Raw genomic sequence first — 17,665 nt, 5'->3', positions numbered from 1 at the left:
GATGGCCTCGACGGGAACGTCCGACGAGCCCTCAGACGGCGGCGCTCGCGGCGTCCGGCAGGCGCTCGACCCCGAGGAGCTCCGGCGCCGCAACTCGCTGTCGCTCGGGATGGACGCGCTCATCCTGTTCACCACGGGGTTCCTCGCCATCCTGTTCACGAAGGGGGCGTGGCCGGCGGCCATCGCCGCCGTGCCGACGGTCGCGCTCCTGTACTTCGGCTGGGCGTCCTCGCGGGCGTTCTTCCTCGCCCAGCTGCTGGCCGTCGCGGTCGTGGTGCTGGCGACCGTCGCCGGCCCGCTACCGTACTGACCGCGACGCCGCGACTGCGCTGCTTTTCGACGCGCCGGCGACGAGCGGACAGCGGCGAGCGACCCGGCGAGGGGGAGTGCGGCAGCGACGAGCACGACAGCGACGACGGCGGCAGCGACGAGCACGACAGCGACGACGGCGGCAGGCCGCCCGCCGCGGCGCCTAGTCGGCGACCGCCGCGACCATCCCGCGCTTGTAGTACTTCTGGAGCGCGAGGAACAACACGATCGGGACGATCATGGTCAGCACCGAGCCCGCGGCGACCAGCCCCCAGTCGATCTGGAGGCGGCCCTTCATCAGCGGGAGCACCTGGGGTGCGAGCTTCTTGTCCGTCGAGCGCATGAACACCAGGGGGAAGAAGAAGGAGTTCCAGACCCAGGTGAACTGGATGACGGCGACGGACACCAGCGCCGGCATCGAGTACGGCAACACGATGGACTTGAAGATCTGGTAGCGGGACGCGCCGTCGATGCGCGCGGCCTCCTCGAGCTCCTCGGGGAGGCCCAGGAGGTAGTTCCGGAGGAACATCACGACCCAGCCCATCCCCCAGCCGATGTGGACCAGAATCAGGCCCATGTAGGTGTCGAACAGGCCGGTCTCCCGGAGGGTGTTGTAGTTGCCCATCGCGACTAGCTCCGGCGGCGCCGCCATGACGACGATCAGCAGGAAGAACAGGCCGGTCTTCACGGGGAAGTCGAAGCGAGCGAACGGGTACGCGACCATCGTCCCCAGGAGCGTGACGGCCAGCACGGACGGGACGGTGACGATGGCGGTGTTGAACAGCGCCTGCCGCATCGGTCCCGACTTGAACGTCCACGCCGCGCTGTAGTTCTGGAGGGTGACGGTCATCCCCTCGAGGTGCCACCAGCCCTGGATCACCTGCTCGAGGGGGCGCACGGACGCCATGACGAGCCCGATCAGGGGGACGACCCAGAGCACGGCGACGGCGACGGCGACGGCGTACCTGGCGGCTCGCGTGCCGGTCGGTAGCGACGTCAGCAGTCGGTTGCGGGTGTCCTGGAACTCCGCCGGTGCCGTCTCCGGCGGGTCGCGGCGGACGCGCGTCCCGCCGTCCGCGTGCGCGTCGTCGGTGTCGGAAGCGGTCGTGTCGTCGGGTGTGTGCTCGGTCATTGTGAGTCAGTCCATTCGCGCGATGTACCACGCCATCGGGAGCGTGATCACCAGTTCAATCAGCGCGACGACCATCGCCTTCCCGTACTCGATGGGGACGGAGAACGCCGCCTGGTAGACCTCCAGGCCGAGCACGGAGAACACGCCGTTCGGGCCGCCCGAGGGGCCGCCGGCCGCGTACACGATGGCGAAGATGCGGATGACCCAGATGGTGCTCATGATGACGACCACGGCGGTCACCGGCTTGACGAGCGGCCAGATGACGTCCTTGAACCGGCGGAACGGGCCGGCGCCGTCGATGCGCGCCGACTCGAGGAGCGCCGGGTCGATGCCGGCGAGCGCGGAGCTGTACACGAGCATGCTGAACCCCGTCTGGACCCAGACGCCGCCGGCGATGAGCGCGTAGATGGCGATCTGTGGCTGCTGGAGCCAGTTGCGGACCTGGCCCTCGAGGCCGACCGTCCGGAGGAGTTCGTTGAACACGCCCGCCTGGGGGTCGTAGACGAACAGCAACACGAGGCCGATGACGACCGTCGGCGTCGTGAACCCGAGGAACACCATCGACCGGAGGACGCGGCGGCCGCGGAGGTCGGCGAACAGCAACGCGAGCCCGAGGCCGAGGAGCGTGCTCAGCGGGACGTGGACGACCATCCAGATGAGGTTCTGGGGGAGCGCGCCCATCGGGTACGTGAACGACGCGAGGTTCGACCAGTTGACGATGGCGTCGTCCGTGAACGTCGCGACCCACGCGTCGAGGCCGACGAACTGCTGGACGGTGAAGCCGTCCCAGGCGTAGAAGCTCCCCCACGCGGAGTACAGCATCGGGCCGACGGAGAAGATGGCGAACAGGGTGAGTCCCGGCGCCATGAAGACGAGGATGGCCATGACCTTCTCCCAGTCGACGTCCCGGTCGACGCGGCCGTCGAGGAGGTTCGTGACCGACATCGTCTCAGGCGACGAGTTCGCCGTCCCCGTCGTAGAGGTAGACGTCTCCCCGGTCGACGCTGACGAACACCTGCTGGCCCGACTCGAGGTCCGAGTGGTCGACCTTGGCGTTCACCGTCGCGTCGCCGACGTCGACGTTCACGAGCACGTACTCGCCGAGCGGTTCGACGGTCTTGACGCGCCCCCGGAGACACCAGTCGGTGTCGGGTTCGGTCGCGGTGACGGCGAGGTCCTCCGGCCGGAAGCCGACGGAGACGTCGTCCGGCGGCGCGTCGTCGGTCGCCGGGACGGCGTTCTCGTCGTCGACGTGGATGGCGCCGTTGCGCCGGGAGCCCTCGAGGAGGTTCATCGGCGGCGACCCGATGAACTCCGCGACCCAGGCCGTCCGGGGTCGCCGGTAGAGCTCCTCGGGGTCGGCGACCTGCCGGATGGTCCCCTCGTTCATGACGGCGATGCGGTCGCCCATGCTCATCGCCTCCTCCTGGTTGTGCGTGACGTAGACGGTCGTGATGTCGAGTTCGTTCTGGAGGCGTTTGAGCTCCGAGCGCATCTCCAGGCGGAGTTTCGCGTCGAGGTTGCTGAGCGGTTCGTCCAGCAGGAACACGGACGGTTCGCGGATGATGGCTCGCGCCAGGGAGGTGCGCTGGCGCTGCCCGCCGGAGATGTTCGCCGGGTCGCTGTCGAGCTGGTCCTCGATGTGGAGGAGGTCCGCGATCTCGGCGACGCGTTCGTCGCGTTCCTCGGGCGGGACGCCCCGTATCTTCAGGGGGTACTCGATGTTCTCCCGCACGCTCATGTGGGGGTACAGCGCGTAGTTCTGGAAGACCATCGCGACGTTCCGGTCGGCCGGCGCCATGTCGGTGACCCGGTCGTCGTCGAAGTAGATGTCGCCCTCCGAGGGCGTCTCCAGTCCCGCGATCATCCGGAGCGCGGTCGTCTTCCCGCAGCCGGACGGTCCGAGAAAGACCAGGAACTCGCCGTCCCGTACTTCGAGGTCCAGTTTGTAGTTCGCGATTATATCACCTCCGTCGAAGAACTTGCTGACCGACTGCATGCTAATGCTGGTCATAGACGTACCATGGTGTACTGATTTACTGCACTTATAATTAATCATCCAGAATTGAAATGGAACTCTCGCGGAGCGGCCCCCAGTCCTCGTATTTCCCGCCCGAGACAACACTTACTTACTAATCCTATCACAAGATAGGGTGGATGAGCACCCGCGCGTTCGACTACAGGCGCTACCCGCAGGTCGCCGGCGAGCTGTTCCGGTCGGTCCAGGAGCGCGGCCTCTTCGAGGACTGCAAGCACTTCGTCGACGCCGAGCCCAGGGTGCCCGCCGCCCGCCTCCGCGAGCGCTACCTCGCGGCGCGAGACGACCCCGGGTTCGACCTCGCGGCGTTCGTCGAGCGGAACTTCCGGCTGCCGGACCCCGTCGCCGCCGACCCGGACCCGACGCGGACGACGATGGAGTCCCACGTCGAGTCGCTGTGGGGGCCGCTGACCCGGTCGTTCGACGTCGACCCGGACGCGACGTCCACGCTGGTGTCGCTGCCGAACCCCCACGTCGTGCCGGGCGGCCGGTTCCGGGAGATGTACTACTGGGACAGCTACTTCGCCGCGGAGGGGCTCGCGACCATCGGCCGCGTCGACGCCGTCGCGGGGATGGTCGAGAACGTCGCGTCCCTCGTCGACCGGTTCGGGTTCGTCCCACTCGGCAACCGCGTCTACTACGACAGCCGCTCGCAGCTCCCGCTGTTCTACCGGATGCTGCGGATCCTCGAACGCGAGCGCGGGTTCGACGCCGTCGCGCCGTTCGTCGACGCCCTCGAGACCGAGTACGCCTTCTGGATGGACGGCCGCGAGCGGGTCGGCCGACCGGACGGCCCCGACAGCCACCGGCGGACCGTCTCGCTGCCCGACGGCCCGGTCGCGAACCGCTACTGGGACGACCGCACGCGGCCGCGCCCGGAGTCCTACCGGCAGGACCGCGAGCTCGCCGCCGCGGTCCCGCCGGACGACCGCCCGCAGCTGTTCCGGGACGTCCGGGCGGCCTGCGAGTCTGGCTGGGACTTCAGCTCCCGGTGGTTCGCGGACGACGACGACCGGGCGACCATCCGCACCACCGACATCGTCCCCGTGGACCTCAACGCGGTCCTCTACGGCGTCGAGTCCGCGCTCACGGAGTGGCTCTCGCGGCTCGACCGACCGGAGGCCGCCGGGCGGTACGCCGACGCCGCCGACCGACGGCGCCGCGTCGTCGAGCGCTACTGCTGGGACGACGACCGCGAGTTCTACGTGGACTACTGCTGGGCTGACGGGGAGCGCGTCGCCCGCCCGACGCTCGCCGGCGTGGTGCCGCTGTTCACGGGCGCCGCCGACCCCGAGCGCGCCGACGCGGTCGCGCGGCGGCTCCGCGAGGACTTCCTCTACCGCGGCGGCCTCGTGACGACGCTGTCGACGACCGGCGAGCAGTGGGACGCGCCGAACGGCTGGGCGCCCCTGCACTGGATGGCCGCGGTCGGCCTCCGACGGTACGGCCACGACGACCTGGCCGCGGAAGTGACGGACCGCTGGCTCGCGCTGAACCGCTCGGCGTTCGCCGAGCGCGGCCGGATGGCCGAGAAGTACGACGTCCAGTCGACGGCCGTGGCGGCCGACGACGGCGAGTACCGGCTGCAGTACGGCTTCGGGTGGACCAACGGCGTGGTCACCGCGCTGGGGAACGGCCGCGGCGCGGACGCCGCCGAGACAGCGCCGGGGTTCGGGCCGTGACCGGGAGCCTCGACGCGCCGAAGCTCGCCCGCCTGGACGACCTGCTCGCCGAGCGCGGCCTGGAGGCCGTCTGGCTGGCTCGCCCGGGCGGGTTCGCGTGGCTCACCGGCGGCGACAACGTCGTCGACAGGGACGGCGACGTCGGCGTCGCGGCCGCCGGCTACGACGGCGACGGCGTCACGGTGGTCGCGTCGAACGTCGAGGCGGCGCGGCTGCGCGAGGAGGAGGTCCCGTCGGCGGTCGACGTCGCCGAGTACGACTGGCACCGCGAGGGGCTCGCGGCGGCCGTCGCGGAGCGGACGCCGCGGCCGGCCGCGGCCGACTTCGACGTGCCGGGGCTCGCGACCGTCGACGTCAGCGACCGCCGGCAGCCGCTCACCGAGCGCGACCGCGCCCGCTACCGCGACCTCGGCGAGCGGGTCGCCGCCGCCGTCGAGGACGTGGCGGCCGGCTTCGAGCGCGGCGCGACGGAGCGGGCCGTCGCCGCGCGGCTCCGGCAGCGCCTCGAGCGCGAGGGCGTCCGCGCGCCGGTCGTCCTCGTGGGCGGCGACGACCGGGCGCGGCGCTACCGCCACTACACGCCCAGCGACGCGGCCGTCGACGAGTACGCGCTCCTCTCGGTGACCGCCGAACGCGGCGGCCTGTTCGCGAGCTGCACGCGGACGGTGGCCTTCGACGCGCCCGGCTGGCTGGCCGAGCGCCACCGCGCCGCCGCGCGGGTCGAGGCGACGGCGCTGGCCGCGACGCAGTCCGCGGCGGCGGCCGGCGGCACGGCCGCGGACGTCTTCGCCGCGATACGGGACGCCTACGACGCGGTCGGGTTCCCGGACGAGTGGCGCGCACACCACCAGGGCGGCGCCGCCGGCTTCGCCGGCCGGGAGTGGATCGGGACGCCGGACGGCGGCGAGCGCGTCACGGCGCCGATGGCGTACGCCTGGAACCCGACCGTCCGGGGCGCCAAGAGCGAGGACACGGTGCTCGTCGCCGGGGACGACCTCTCGGTGCTGACCGCGACCGGCGACTGGCCGACGCTGACCGCGTCCGCGGTCGACGCGGACGTCGACCTGCAGCGCCCCGCGGTGCTGGAGCGCTGACCGCGCGAGCGAGCCACGGGGCGGGAGCCGGACACTGAAGTCCGGGGGCGACCGACAGAGGGGTATGAAGGTCGGCGTCGTCTCCGACGTGCACGCGAACCTGGTGGCGCTGGGCGCGGTCCTCGCGGACCTGCCGGACGTGGACGCCGTCGTCTGCGCGGGCGACGTGGTCGGCTACAATCCGTGGCCGGCGGAGTGCGTGGACGCGCTGCGCGAGCGCGACGTCCCGACGGTGATGGGCAACCACGACCGGATGGTGGCCTCCGGCCGGAACTTCCGCGGGAACGGGATGGCGCAGGCGGGCGTCCGGCACGCGCGCCGGGAGCTGAACGACGTCCAGCGGTCGTGGGTCGAACGCCTGCCCCGGGAGCGGACGCTGTTCGACGGCCGCGTGAAAGTCGTCCACGACCACCCCGAGGTGCAGGACAGGTACACGTACCCCGAGGCGTTCGGCCCGCACCTGCTCGGCGACGAGGACGTCCTCGTGCTGGGGCACACGCACGTCCAGTACCACGAAGCGTACGACGAGGGCGTGGTGCTGAACCCGGGGAGCGTCGGCCAGCCCCGCGACCGCGACCCGCGCGCGGCGTACGCGGTCCTCGACCTCGATTCGCTGGCCGTGACCGAGCACCGCGTCGAGTACGACGTCGAGCGCGTCGCGGCGGCCGTCCGCGAGGCGGGGCTGCCGGAGGGGACCGCACAGCGGCTGTCGGAGGGACGGTGACCGCGGCCGCGACCGCCTACCGGGAGGGCGTCTCGGCGGCGTCGACGGGCCGCAGCTCCGCGGAGAAGTGCCGGAGCTCGGGCATCGCGGGCTCGGAGACGACCTCGAACCCGGAGACGGCCTCGCCGCGCTCGCAGACCGCGGCGGCGGTGTCGGCGACGTGCTCGAGGTGGTCGGGGCCGTACGTGCGCCGGGGGACGGCGAGCCGCACGAGGTCGTCGCGGTCGGTGCCGGGGAACGCGAACCGGCCGAGTTCCACGGCGCGGACGCCGCCCTCGCGGTAGAGCTCGCAGACGAACGCCTGACCGGGGTAGTCCCCGCGCGGGATGTGCGGGAGCGCGTCGTTGGCGTTCACGTAGACGGCGTGGCCGCCGGCGGGCCGGTAGACGGGGACGCCGCGGTCCGCGAGGGCGTCCGCGAGGGCCTCGACCTGGGCGACCCGCTCCGCGACGTACGGCGGGTCGACGGCCTCGCGGAGGCCGACGGCGAACGCCGCCATGTCGCGGCCGGACATGCCGCCGTACGTCGAGAACCCCTCGTAGAGGATGCCGCGCTGGCGGCACTGTTCGTACAGGTCTCCCCGCTCGCGCAGGCCGACGAAGCCGCCGACGTTCACGAGGCCGTCTTTCTTCCCGCTCATCACGCAGGCGTCGGCGTACGAGAGCTGTTCGCGGGCGACAGCGGCGACCGAGCAGTCGGCGAACTCGTCCTCGCGGCGCCCCACGAAGTGAGCGTTCTCCGCGAAGCGGCACGCGTCGACGACGAACGTCGCGTCGATTTGGTCGGCGAACGCGGCGACCTCGCGGGTGTTCGCGACGCTGACCGGCTGGCCGGCCATCGAGTTGTTCGTGACGGTGAGGACGACCGCGGGGACGTTCTCGGCGCCGACGTCGTCGACGACCTCGCGCGCGGCGTCGACGTCGAAGTTCCCCTTGAAGGGGTGGTCGCTGTCGCCGTCCCTCGCCTCGGGAACCGGGCAGTCGACGGGCTCGCCGCCGTTCGCGGCGACGTGCGCGCGCGTCGTGTCGAAGTGCGCGTTGTTCAGGACGACGTCGCCGTCGTCGACGAGCGCGCCGTAGAGGACGTTCTCGGCGCCGCGTCCCTGGTGGGCGGGCACGAGGTGCTCGAACCCCATGACGTCGCGGACGGCGTCCCGGAGCTCCCGGAAGCTGTCGCTGCCGGCGTACGCCTCGTCGCCCTCCATCAGGGCCGCCCACTGGGCGGTGCTCATCGTGCCGGTGCCGGAGTCCGTGAGTAGGTCGACGAACACGTCCGCGCTGTCCAGGTTGAAGACGTTGAAGCCGGCCTCGCGGAGCGCGGCCTCGCGGTCCTCCCGGGCGAGCAGCCGGACGGGCTCGACCATCGCTGCCTTGTAGGAGCGCACACCGACGAGGACGGCCGGAACCGCGAAAAACGTGGCGTAGCATCCGTGTACGGCGGTGTACAGGGCTGTACGACGGTCGGCGGCTGCGTCCGTCGGCGGTCAGGAACCGAAGTGCTCCTGGACGATCTCCAGGGTCTGCTCGCGGTCGCTCCAGTCGACGAAGACGGCGACGGACGTGGCACTGGAGATGATGTCGATGACGTTGATGCCGGCCTCGGCGATGGGGTCGACGATGCGCCGCAGGACGCCCGGCTGGTTCGGGAGCTCGCCGCCGAGCACGCGGACGACGGCGACGTCGTCCCGGACCGTGATCGAGGACAGCTCGTCGACCTCGATGACCTCGCGGTGGAGGACGTTCTCGGCGCGCTCGGCGACCGTCTCGTCGACGTAGAACGTCATCGAGTCCATGCCGGAGGCGACCGCGTCGACGTTGATGTCGCTGTCGTACAGCGCCGTCGACAGCGTCGACATGATGCCGGGGCGGTTCCGGATGGCGCGGCCGGCCACGGTGAGGCAGGCCAGCGGCGACTCCCGCATGTCGATCATGTTCTCGAACTGACCCTCGATCTTCGTGCCGCCGGAGAGCAGGTCGCCGTGCTGGTAGTGGATGACCCGCACCGAGAGGGCGTCGTCCTTGAACGAGAGCGCCGACGGCGCGACCACCTCCGCGCCGCGGAACGAGAGGTTCCGGAGCTCGTCGACGGTGATCTCGCCGACGTTGCGCGCGCCCTCGACGACGTGGGGGTCGCCGGTCATCACGCCCTCGACGTCGGTGACGATGACGACCTCGTCGGCGTCCGCGTACCGGCCGAGCATCACGGCGGTCGTGTCGCTGCCGCCGCGCCCGAGCGTCGTGACGTTGCCGTCGTGGTCCTCGGCGAGGAAGCCCGTGATGACGGGGACGACGTCGTCGAGCTTGTCGGCGAGCGCGCGGACGCGCCGCCGGGTCTCCTCGGTGTCGACCTCGCCGCGGTCGTTCGCGACGACCGGCCAGTCCTCGTGGCCGGGCTCGAGGAAGACCGCGTTCACGCCGCGGGCGGCCAGCGCCGCCTTCAGCATCCGCACGGACGTCCGCTCCCCCATCGAGACGATCTCCGCGCGGTCGGCGTCCCCGGCGTCGAACGTGATGTCCTCGAGGAGCTCGTCGGTCGTGTTCCCCATCGCCGACGCCACCACCGCGATCTCGTGGCCGGCTGCGACGGCGTCCGCGATGGAGTCGGCGGCCCGCTCGACGCGTTCGCCGCTGCCGAGGCTCGTCCCGCCGAACTTCGCGACTACGCGCATCGCCGCTCACCGGTCGGCTGTGCCGTGCTCATTGCCGGGCCGTACGGACCGACGCGGTGATAACTGCTTGCATGGATGAAACCGTTGCCAGCGGTGCGACGGCGCCGCGGCCACCGGGTTCGCGGCCGCGCGGGGCCCGAGCGTTAAGTCGAGCGGCCGCGTACTGGGGGTATGCAGATCCGAGACGCGACCGTCGACGACGCCGCGGCGCTCGCGACGCTCGCGGACGACGACCTTGACGCCGTCCGCCTCGTCCGCGACCGCAGCGTCCGCGTCGCCGAACGCGAGGGCGACGTCGCGGGGTTCGTCGCGTTCGACGCGTGGCGCGGCACGGTCCACGTCACGCGCGTCGACGGTGACCCCGACGCAGTCGGCCGCCTCCTCGACGAGCCGTGCGCGTTCGCCGAACGCGAGGGGCTGCCCGTCGAGGTGGTGCTCGTGGAGGGCGACGGGCTCGCGGACGTGCTCGACGACGTGGGGTTCGAGGAGGTCGGCCCGGGCCCGATGTTCGACGGCGACCGGACGCGGCGGTACCGCTGCGAGCCGGCGGCCGACTAGAGGTCCGCCCGCGAGAACGCGACGTAGCCGACGGCGGGGACGACGACCAGCCACGCGAGCAGGATGGCCAGCGACGCCCACCCCGTGAGGTAGACGGGGACGGTGTCGTACGCCGGCAGCAGCGACGCCGCGCTGTCGGTGAACGACTGGGTCGCCGTGGAGAACGCGGTACTCGGGGAGAGCCGCTGCAGGAAGAAGAACCAGCCGGGCGCGTCGAGGTACGGCGCCCCGTCGGCCGCCTGGGCGACGTCCGGCGAGAACGACCCCTCGACGACGTAGTGGACGGCGTTCGGCACGAACCCCCAGACCACCTCGAAGACGACGAAGAAGCCGGCCGCGAGGATGGTGGCGCGCCCGGAGTCCTTCGTGGTCGCGGAGATGCCGACGCCGACGGCCGTGTAGACGACGCCGAGCAGCAGCGTGAGCGCGGCGAACGTCCCGAACACGGCGGCGTCGAAGACGTCGTACAGCGCGAGGACGACGACGAGCGCGGACAGCAGGCCGACGAGGATGGACGCCGCGAGCACCGCGCCGCGACCGACGACCTTCCCGAGGACGGCGTCCCGGCGCGTGTGCGGCAGCGACAGCAGGAACTTCGCGCTGCCGGACTCGACCTCGCCGGCGAGGGACTTGTGGGTCACGACGAGCGCGGTGATGGGGATGAGGAGGGCGGCCGGACTCGCCAGGAAGGAGACGTAGTCGAGACTGGAGAGGACGGTGTCGCCCTGGTCCTGGGTCTGGAAGAGCGTGAACAGGTACGCGAACCCCGCCATGAACAGGACGAACAGCGCGGTCAGCCCCCAGAGGGCCTTCGAGCGCGCGGCGTCCCGGAAGTCCTTCTTCGCGACGACCGCCCAGCTCATGCTCCCACCCCGTCGTCGGTGTACGCGGCGAACACGTCGTCGAGCGACGCCTCGCGCGTCGCGAAGTCCACGACCTCGCCGCCGGCGGACTCGGCGGCGTCGAGGATGTCGGTCTTCGCGGCGCTCTCCGCGGACACCGTGAGCGTGTCGCCGTCCGTGGAGACGCTGGCGACGCCGGGCACGGCCTCGACGGCCTCGACGACGGCGGGCGTGAGTTCGTCGACGGTGACCGAGAGCGTCGTCCCGGTGCCGGCGGCGTCCCGCAGGCCGCGGATGGTGTCCTCGGCGACGAGTTCGCCGCCCTTGAGGATGCCGACGCGGTCGCAGACGGCCTCGACCTGCTCGAGGATGTGACTCGAGAAGAACACGGTCGCGCCGCGGTCGGCCTCCTCGGTGATGATCGACCGCATCTCGCGGGCGCCGTTCGGGTCCAGGCCCGTCGAGGGCTCGTCGAGGACGAGGAGCTCGGGGTCGCCGACGAGCGCGATGGCGAGCGCGAGCCGCTGGGCCATCCCCTTCGAGAAGCCGCCGGCCTTCCGGTCGGCGGCGTCCGGGATGCCGACGCGCTCGAGGAGGGCGTCCGGGTCGTCGCTGACGCCCTTCGACTCGATGGCGAACTCGAGGTGCTGGCGGCCGGTGAGCCGGTCGTAGACGTGGAACCCCTCGGGGAGCACGCCGATCCGCCGGCGGATGGCCAGCGACTCCGCCTGGGCGTCGTGGCCGAGCACGCGCGCGCTGCCGGCCGTCGGCCGCACGAAGTCGAGGAGGACGTCGATGGTGGTGGACTTCCCGGCGCCGTTCGGGCCGAGGAACCCGTAGATCTCGCCGTCCCGGACCTCGAGGTCCAGGTCGCGGAGGGCGGTGACGTCGCCGTACCGCTTGGTGACGCCGGAGAGCTCGATTGCTGCCATGGCCGGCAGGTGACGCGCCGCTCGTAAATCCATTGTGGTGGTTCTCAACGAAAGCGACGGCGATTCTCGGCGTTTCAGAGCTCCACGCGCCCGAATCTGCGCGCGGCGAGCGCGAACCCGACCGCGGTCCAGGCGGCGAGCACGAACGCCCCCACCACGGCGTCGCCGACCGCGGTGGCGGGCGGACCGCCGGCGCTGCTCGCGGCGCTCGCGTACGCGTAGACGGGGCTGGCGAGCACCGCGGCGTCCGGGACGCCGGCGCCGAGGTGGCTACCGGCGAGCGAGTCGCCGAACTGGACGGCGGCCGGCCAGGCGTACGCCGCGACGACGAAGCCGACGGCGGCGGCCGCGGCGTACGTCGTGGACGTCGAACGCGCGGTCAGCGCGAGGGTCGCCGCGACGAACGCCGCGGCCAGCAGCGCGGCGAGCGCCAGCGTCGCGAGCGTCCGGACCGGAGCGAGCGCGCCGCCCCGGACGGCGTAGACGGCGGTGGCGACGGCCGCGGCGGCGGCGACACTCCCGAACGCGGCCGCGAACCGCGCGACGGCCGCGCCGCCGAGGAACGCGCGCCTGCTGTGGGGCAGCGACAGCGTGAGGCGCAGCCGACCGCTGGCGAGCGCGCCCGGGACGGCCTCGTGGGTGAGCGCGCTCGCGACGAACGGCACCGCGAGCAGGCCCAGAAGCGACAGCGTCGCCGCCAGGGACGCTCCGCCCCGGCCGCCGGTCGCGTCGTAGGCCGTCACGGCGGCGAACAGGACGAGGAAGCCCGGGTAGACGAGGAGCGCGTCGTCGGCGCGGAGGACGCGGACGTCGCGGCGCGCGATCACCGGCCAGGTCACGGGACGACCACCGCGGGTTGGGGGCGTGCGGGCACGACCGGGTACTCGCGGCCGGCCGTGAAGTGTCTTCGGCGGCGTCGCGGCCGCTGCGAACGAGCGGCCGGCGCGCGCCGGCGGCGTTCAGACGCGCTCGTCGGGCCCGTGGTCGTCGCGCATCCGCGAGGCCTCCTGGCCGTACCGCTTCCGGTCCGCTGGGTCCTCGACCGGCTCGAGGTCCGCGGGGTCGGCGTCGACGGCGGCGGTCGGGTCGCCGGCGTTCAGCGACCGCTGCCTGGAGAGGACGCGGTCGCCGTCGGGCGTCGCGTACGTGAGGTCCAGCAGGCCCTTGTCGGTGTACTCGCGGTAGACCAGCCAGACGCGCTCGGTCTCGTCCTCGGACATGCGTCGTGGTTCGCGCGCCCGCGGTTCAAGGCTGGCGGTTCGGCCGCCGGTCAGGCGACGAACCCGCCGATCAGGCCGCCGACCGCCGCGAGGACGGCGTCGACGGCGACGTACACGAGCACGCCGAAGGCGACGAACCCGACCAGCGCCGGCGCGCCGGCGGCGACGGCGCCGGCGGCGACCGCGCCCCAGACGACGTACGCGGGCGCGCCGAACAGCACGCCGGCGAGCGCGCCGTCGACGAGCGCGCCGCGGTCGGTGAGGTGGCCCGCGACGGCGCCGCCGGCGACCTGGACGAACGGGACGAACGCCAGCGCGGTCGCGAGCGCGGCGCCGAGCAGGACGGCGTGCCAGCGCGGCGGGCGGCGGCCGTCGGCGAGGCGGTCGCGGACGCGGCCGCGGTACCGGTAGAACCACGCGGCGGCGGCGACCAGGAGGACGCCGGCCGCGGCGAGGCCGCCGCCGCCCCAAGCGACGAGCGTCCGGATGGCGTCCGCGAGCGCCTGCTCGGAGTAGCCCAGCGGCAGCTCCCCGCTCGCGGCGGCGTCAGCGGCCACCCGCTCGGCGAACGAGCGGACGTCGGCGGTCGCGACGGTCGCGCCGAGCGCGGCGACGACGAGGCCCTCGACGACGAGGAGGGCGACGAGCAGGTAGTCGAGCAGTCGGTCGTAGAACAGCGACGACGGGGCGTCCGCCGGGGACTCGGTGGGAGCGGGCATCGGTGGGGGGTCTCGCCGGAGCGAGGTAAGGCCGGCGACGGTTCGCGCGCGGTGACACGAGCCCGGGGAGACCGCGAGCGGCGGGCCTGGGCCGCGACCGCGCAGTTGAAAGCCGCGGCGGCCCAACCCTGGACCGATGGACGCGGACGCGGTCCGGGAGCGCGCGAGCGACCTGCCCGCGGAGCCGGGCGTCTACCAGTTCGAGGCGGCCGACGGCACGGTGCTGTACGTCGGGAAGGCGGTCGACGTCCGCGACCGCGTGCGGTCGTACGTCGACCCGCGGAGCGAGCGCATCCAGCGGATGGTGCGGCGGGCGGACGCCGTGGACTTCGCGGTGACGGACACGGAGACGCAGGCGCTGCTGCTGGAGGCGAACCTCGTGAAGCGCCACCAGCCGCGGTACAACGTCCGGCTGAAAGACGACAAGTCCTACCCGCTCGTGCAGTTCACCGACCACGACGTCCCCCGGGTCGAGGTGACGCGGGACCCCGACGAGGGCGCCGCGGCGTTCGGGCCGTACACGGACAAAGGCGACGTGGAGACGGTCGTGAAGGCGGTCCGCGAGGTGTACGGCCTCAGAGGCTGCTCGGACCACAAGTACCGGCACCGCGACCGGCCGTGCCTGGACTACGAGATGGGGCTGTGTTCGGCGCCTTGCACGGGCGAGGTCGGCGAGCGCGAGTACGCGGCGGACGTCGAGACGGCCAGGCGGTTCTTCGAGGGGGAGACGGGCGCGCTCGCGGACCCCCTCGAGCGCGCGATGGACGACGCCGCGCGGGCCGAGGACTTCGAGCGCGCGGCGAACCTCCGGGACCGCCTGGACGTCGTCGCGTCGTTCCACGAGGGCGGCGGCGGTGCCGTCGCGGGCGGCGACGAGGCGGCGACGACGGACGTGCTCGGCGTCGCCGTGGCGGGCGAGGAGGCGACCGTCGCGCGGCTGCACGCCGAGCGCGGCCAGCTCGTCGAGCGCGAGCGCCACCGCGTGGAAGCGCCGGCGGTCGAGCGGAGTGCGGCCACGGAACGAGCGAGCGGGGAGGAACGACCCGCGAGCCGCGTGGCCGAGGTGCTGTCGGCGTTCCTCGTGCAGTTCTACGCGGAGCGAGAGCTGCCGGACCGCCTGCTGTTGCCCGAGCACCACGGCGACGACGACGTGGCGGCGTGGCTGGACGCGGCGGGCGTGGAGGTGCGCGTGCCGGGCGCCGGCCGTGAGGCGACGCTCGTCGACCTCGCGCTGAAGAACGCCCACCGGCGCTCGGGCGGCGGCGACGAGCTGGCGGCGCTGGCGGACGCGCTGGGCATCGACCGGCCGGCGCGCATCGAGGGGTTCGACGTGAGCCACGCGCAGGGGAAGGCGGTCGTCGGCAGCGACGTGTGTTTCGTCGACGGGAGCGCGGAGAAGCCGGACTACCGGCGGAAGAAACTCGACGACGAGAACGACGACTACGCGAACGTGCGGCGGCTCGTGGCGTGGCGCGCCGAGCGCGCGGTCGAGGGCCGGGACGACCGCCCGGACCCGGACCTGCTCCTGATCGACGGCGGCAGGGGACAGCTGGACGCCGCGCTGGACGCCCTCGAGGACGTCGGCTGGGACGTGCCGGTGGTGGCGCTGGCGAAAGACGAGGAGGTGGTGGTGACCCCCGAGCGGACGTACGACTGGGACGGCGACGCGCCCCAGCTGCACGTCCTGCAGCGCGTCCGCGACGAAGCGCACCGGTTCGCGGTGGCCTACCACCAGACCGTCCGGGACGAGGTGGCGACGGCGCTGGACGGCGTCGAGGGAGTCGGGCCCGAGTTGCGCAAGCGGCTGCTGCGGCGGTTCGGGAGCGTCGAGGCCGTCCGCGAGGCGAGCGCCGAGGCCCTCCGGAGCGTCGAGGGCGTCGGCGAGGCGACAGCCGAGACGATCCAGCGGCGGCTCTGACTACCCGAGCTCGGAGCGGCGGAAGGAGAGGTAGCCGACGAGCATGGACCCGGCGCCCCACACGAACATGACGAGCGCGTTGAACCAGAACTGCGCCTGGAGCTCGTCGGACGTGTACGCGCCCTCGAAGTTCTGGGCGATCATCGGGTAGGTGTCGTGGACGCCCTGGTAGACGATCTTCGTGCTGAACAGGTACGCCGTGGCGGGCGACAGCGACCGGATGAAGCTCTGGGTGTCACTCGAGACGTTCACCCCGAGCAGGTCGGCGGCGGTGTTGACGAGCGCGGGGAGGCCGACGACCGGGAGGAACCCGAACCAGAACGGCACGAGGAAGAAGTACGCGCCGAACACGCCGAGCATCGCGCGCGACCGGCTCGCCGTGACCGCGGAGATGCCGACGTAGATGCCGATGAACGAGAACGCGAACAGCAACATCAGCCCGGTGAACTTGGCGAACCGGTCGAGGGCGGGCGCGTTGGTGTACGACGCGAACCCGATGGCGAGCGCGACGAGCATCCCGACGAGCACGGCCGCGAGCGCGACGCCGAGTCGCGACACGAGCTTCCCGAACACGTACTCGGCGCGCGTGTTCGGGAGTCCCATCACGTACTTGATGGCGCCACCGTCGCGGTCGCCCGCGATGGCGAGGTACGCGAGCGGCGCGACGATGATGGGGAACACCAGGAACAGGAAGAACGACACGTCCAACAGCGCCCGGTAGAAGTCGGGGTGGTGGCCGCTGTCCATCCCGACGATGAGCGCGACCAGCGCGGTGAACACGCCGACGACGCCGAGTACGGCGTACGACCGGCGGGCGTTCGTGAAGTCGTCGCGGGCGACGGTGCGGAGGCTCACGCCGCGTCACCTCCGGTGGCCGCGGCGACCTCCTGGGGGGCGTCCGCCTCGGTGGCGGGCGCGCCGCCGTTCTCGGTGTACTGCTCGAACAGCGCCTCGAGGGACGCGTCCTCGATGGAGACGTCCCGGACCTCCGTCGCGTCGTCGACGGCACGCAGCGCTGGCATCTTCGCGGTCGGCTGCGTGCACGTGATCTCGAGCTTGTGCGGGGAGGTCGTGACGTCGCGGACGCCGTCGACCGCTGCGATGGAGTCCGTCGACGGGACGGACGCGACCTCGACCTCGACGGTGGACTCGGTGCCCATCTGGTCGCGGAGGTTCTCGATGGTGTCGACGGCGACCATCTCGCCCTCGTGCATGATGCCGACGCGGTCGCAGACCTGCTCGACCTGCCCGAGGATGTGACTGGAGAAGAACACGGTCGCGCCGCGGTCGGCCTCCTCGCGGACGATCTGTCGGAGGAGCTTCGCGCCCTTCGGGTCGAGGCCGCTGGAGGGCTCGTCGAGGATGAGGAGGTCGGGGTCGCCGACGAGCGCGATGGCGAGCGCGAGCCGCTGGGTCATCCCCTTCGAGTAGCCGCCGGCGCGCCGGCGCGCGGCCTCGGGGTCGAGGCCGACGCGGTCGACGAGTTCGTCCGGGTCGTCGCTCGCGCCCTTCGTCTCGATGGCCGAGACCACGTGCTCGCGGCCGGTGAGGTTCTCGTAGAGCTCGAACCCCTCGGGCAGGAGGCCGGTCCGCTCGCGGACCTGCCGGGACTCGCTGGCGGCGTCGTGGCCGAGCACGGTCGCCGTTCCCTCGCTCGGCTGGAGGAAGCCGAGGAGCACGTTGATGGTGGTCGACTTCCCGGCGCCGTTCGGGCCGAGGAAGCCGAACACCTCGCCTTCGTTCACGGAGAGGTTCAGGGCGTCGACGGCGACGAGGTCGCCGAAGCGCCTCGTCAGGCCGTCCGTCTGGATGGCGGGCATACTACCGAA

18 protein-coding genes are annotated in these 17,665 nt (G+C 72.4%); 6 read left to right on the top strand and 12 right to left on the bottom strand.

Annotated elements, in window-relative coordinates; all coding sequences use genetic code 11:
- The first annotated feature begins 1 nt into the window (after window position 1).
- Window positions 2-310, top strand: a complete 309-nt coding sequence (locus U5911_RS05075; protein ID WP_336035825.1) for a hypothetical protein — start codon at window positions 2-4, stop codon at window positions 308-310.
- 162 nt (window positions 311-472) lie between these two features.
- Here U5911_RS05075 and U5911_RS05070 read toward each other — a convergent pair whose 3' ends face one another.
- Genes U5911_RS05070 through U5911_RS05060 form a run of 3 tightly spaced genes read right to left on the bottom strand, consistent with a single transcriptional unit; the run spans window position 473 to window position 3,440 of the window.
- Entirely contained in the window at window positions 473-1,441 is a 969-nt protein-coding gene (locus tag U5911_RS05070; RefSeq protein WP_336035823.1) for a carbohydrate ABC transporter permease, read from the bottom strand.
- Between the two features lie 6 nt (window positions 1,442-1,447).
- The gene (locus tag U5911_RS05065) at window positions 1,448-2,386 is read right to left on the bottom strand and encodes a carbohydrate ABC transporter permease (protein WP_336035821.1); all 939 of its coding nucleotides are present in this window, start codon (window positions 2,384-2,386) and stop codon (window positions 1,448-1,450) included.
- Between the two features lie 4 nt (window positions 2,387-2,390).
- Window positions 2,391-3,440 (bottom strand): ABC transporter ATP-binding protein, encoded by a 1,050-nt coding sequence (locus U5911_RS05060; RefSeq protein WP_418771521.1) that lies wholly within the window; start codon window positions 3,438-3,440, stop codon window positions 2,391-2,393.
- Between the two features lie 158 nt (window positions 3,441-3,598).
- Between U5911_RS05060 and U5911_RS05055 the strand changes: the two genes are divergently transcribed.
- The 3 genes from U5911_RS05055 (at window position 3,599) to U5911_RS05045 (ending at window position 6,979) form a co-directional block, all read left to right on the top strand.
- Window positions 3,599-5,161 (top strand): trehalase family glycosidase, encoded by a 1,563-nt coding sequence (locus U5911_RS05055; RefSeq protein WP_336035817.1) that lies wholly within the window; start codon window positions 3,599-3,601, stop codon window positions 5,159-5,161.
- Window positions 5,158-6,255, top strand: coding sequence for a M24 family metallopeptidase (locus tag U5911_RS05050; protein WP_336035815.1), 1,098 nt, complete (start codon window positions 5,158-5,160; stop codon window positions 6,253-6,255). Before U5911_RS05055 ends, U5911_RS05050 begins: the two co-directional genes overlap by 4 nt.
- A gap of 64 nt (window positions 6,256-6,319) precedes the next feature.
- A complete protein-coding gene (locus U5911_RS05045; protein WP_336035813.1) occupies window positions 6,320-6,979 on the top strand; it encodes a metallophosphoesterase family protein in 660 nt (219 codons plus the stop codon).
- Window positions 6,980-6,995: 16 nt separating this feature from the next.
- Here U5911_RS05045 and U5911_RS05040 read toward each other — a convergent pair whose 3' ends face one another.
- Window positions 6,996-8,363: a tryptophanase gene (locus U5911_RS05040; protein WP_336035811.1), complete on the bottom strand. Its 1,368-nt coding sequence runs from the start codon at window positions 8,361-8,363 to the stop codon at window positions 6,996-6,998.
- Window positions 8,364-8,462: 99 nt separating this feature from the next.
- The gene (locus U5911_RS05035; RefSeq protein WP_336035809.1) at window positions 8,463-9,647 is read right to left on the bottom strand and encodes an aspartate kinase; all 1,185 of its coding nucleotides are present in this window, start codon (window positions 9,645-9,647) and stop codon (window positions 8,463-8,465) included.
- Between the two features lie 171 nt (window positions 9,648-9,818).
- Between U5911_RS05035 and U5911_RS05030 the strand changes: the two genes are divergently transcribed.
- A complete protein-coding gene (locus U5911_RS05030) occupies window positions 9,819-10,205 on the top strand; it encodes a hypothetical protein (protein ID WP_336035807.1) in 387 nt (128 codons plus the stop codon).
- On the opposite strand, the gene U5911_RS05025 is transcribed toward U5911_RS05030, so the two are convergent.
- From U5911_RS05025 to U5911_RS05005, 5 genes are all read right to left on the bottom strand, one after another.
- Complete coding sequence (locus tag U5911_RS05025) at window positions 10,202-11,068, bottom strand: ABC transporter permease (protein ID WP_336035805.1); 867 nt, start codon at window positions 11,066-11,068, stop codon at window positions 10,202-10,204. The genes U5911_RS05030 and U5911_RS05025 overlap by 4 nt on opposite strands.
- Window positions 11,065-11,979 (bottom strand): ABC transporter ATP-binding protein, encoded by a 915-nt coding sequence (locus U5911_RS05020; protein WP_336035803.1) that lies wholly within the window; start codon window positions 11,977-11,979, stop codon window positions 11,065-11,067. The genes U5911_RS05025 and U5911_RS05020 overlap by 4 nt, the downstream gene beginning before the upstream one ends.
- Window positions 11,980-12,053: 74 nt before the next feature.
- Window positions 12,054-12,818, bottom strand: a complete 765-nt coding sequence (locus U5911_RS05015) for an ABC transporter permease subunit (RefSeq protein WP_336035801.1) — start codon at window positions 12,816-12,818, stop codon at window positions 12,054-12,056.
- 120 nt (window positions 12,819-12,938) lie between these two features.
- Window positions 12,939-13,199 (bottom strand): DUF7967 family protein, encoded by a 261-nt coding sequence (locus U5911_RS05010; RefSeq protein ID WP_336035799.1) that lies wholly within the window; start codon window positions 13,197-13,199, stop codon window positions 12,939-12,941.
- Between the two features lie 50 nt (window positions 13,200-13,249).
- Window positions 13,250-13,918 (bottom strand): DUF5518 domain-containing protein, encoded by a 669-nt coding sequence (locus tag U5911_RS05005; protein ID WP_336035798.1) that lies wholly within the window; start codon window positions 13,916-13,918, stop codon window positions 13,250-13,252.
- 136 nt (window positions 13,919-14,054) lie between these two features.
- Here U5911_RS05005 and U5911_RS05000 point away from each other — a divergent pair, with 136 nt between their 5' ends.
- Window positions 14,055-15,836, top strand: a complete 1,782-nt coding sequence (locus tag U5911_RS05000; RefSeq protein ID WP_336035796.1) for an excinuclease ABC subunit C — start codon at window positions 14,055-14,057, stop codon at window positions 15,834-15,836.
- Here U5911_RS05000 and U5911_RS04995 read toward each other — a convergent pair whose 3' ends face one another.
- Window positions 15,837-16,691: an ABC transporter permease subunit gene (locus tag U5911_RS04995; protein ID WP_336035795.1), complete on the bottom strand. Its 855-nt coding sequence runs from the start codon at window positions 16,689-16,691 to the stop codon at window positions 15,837-15,839.
- Window positions 16,688-17,656, bottom strand: a complete 969-nt coding sequence (locus tag U5911_RS04990) for an ABC transporter ATP-binding protein (protein ID WP_336035793.1) — start codon at window positions 17,654-17,656, stop codon at window positions 16,688-16,690. Before U5911_RS04990 ends, U5911_RS04995 begins: the two co-directional genes overlap by 4 nt.
- Window positions 17,657-17,665 lie beyond the last annotated feature (9 nt).

Source organism: Halobacterium yunchengense, from assembly GCF_037031165.1.
GTDB classification, from domain to species: Archaea; Halobacteriota; Halobacteria; order Halobacteriales; family Halobacteriaceae; genus Halobacterium; species Halobacterium yunchengense.
This window is presented reverse-complemented; position numbering and strand designations above follow the sequence as displayed.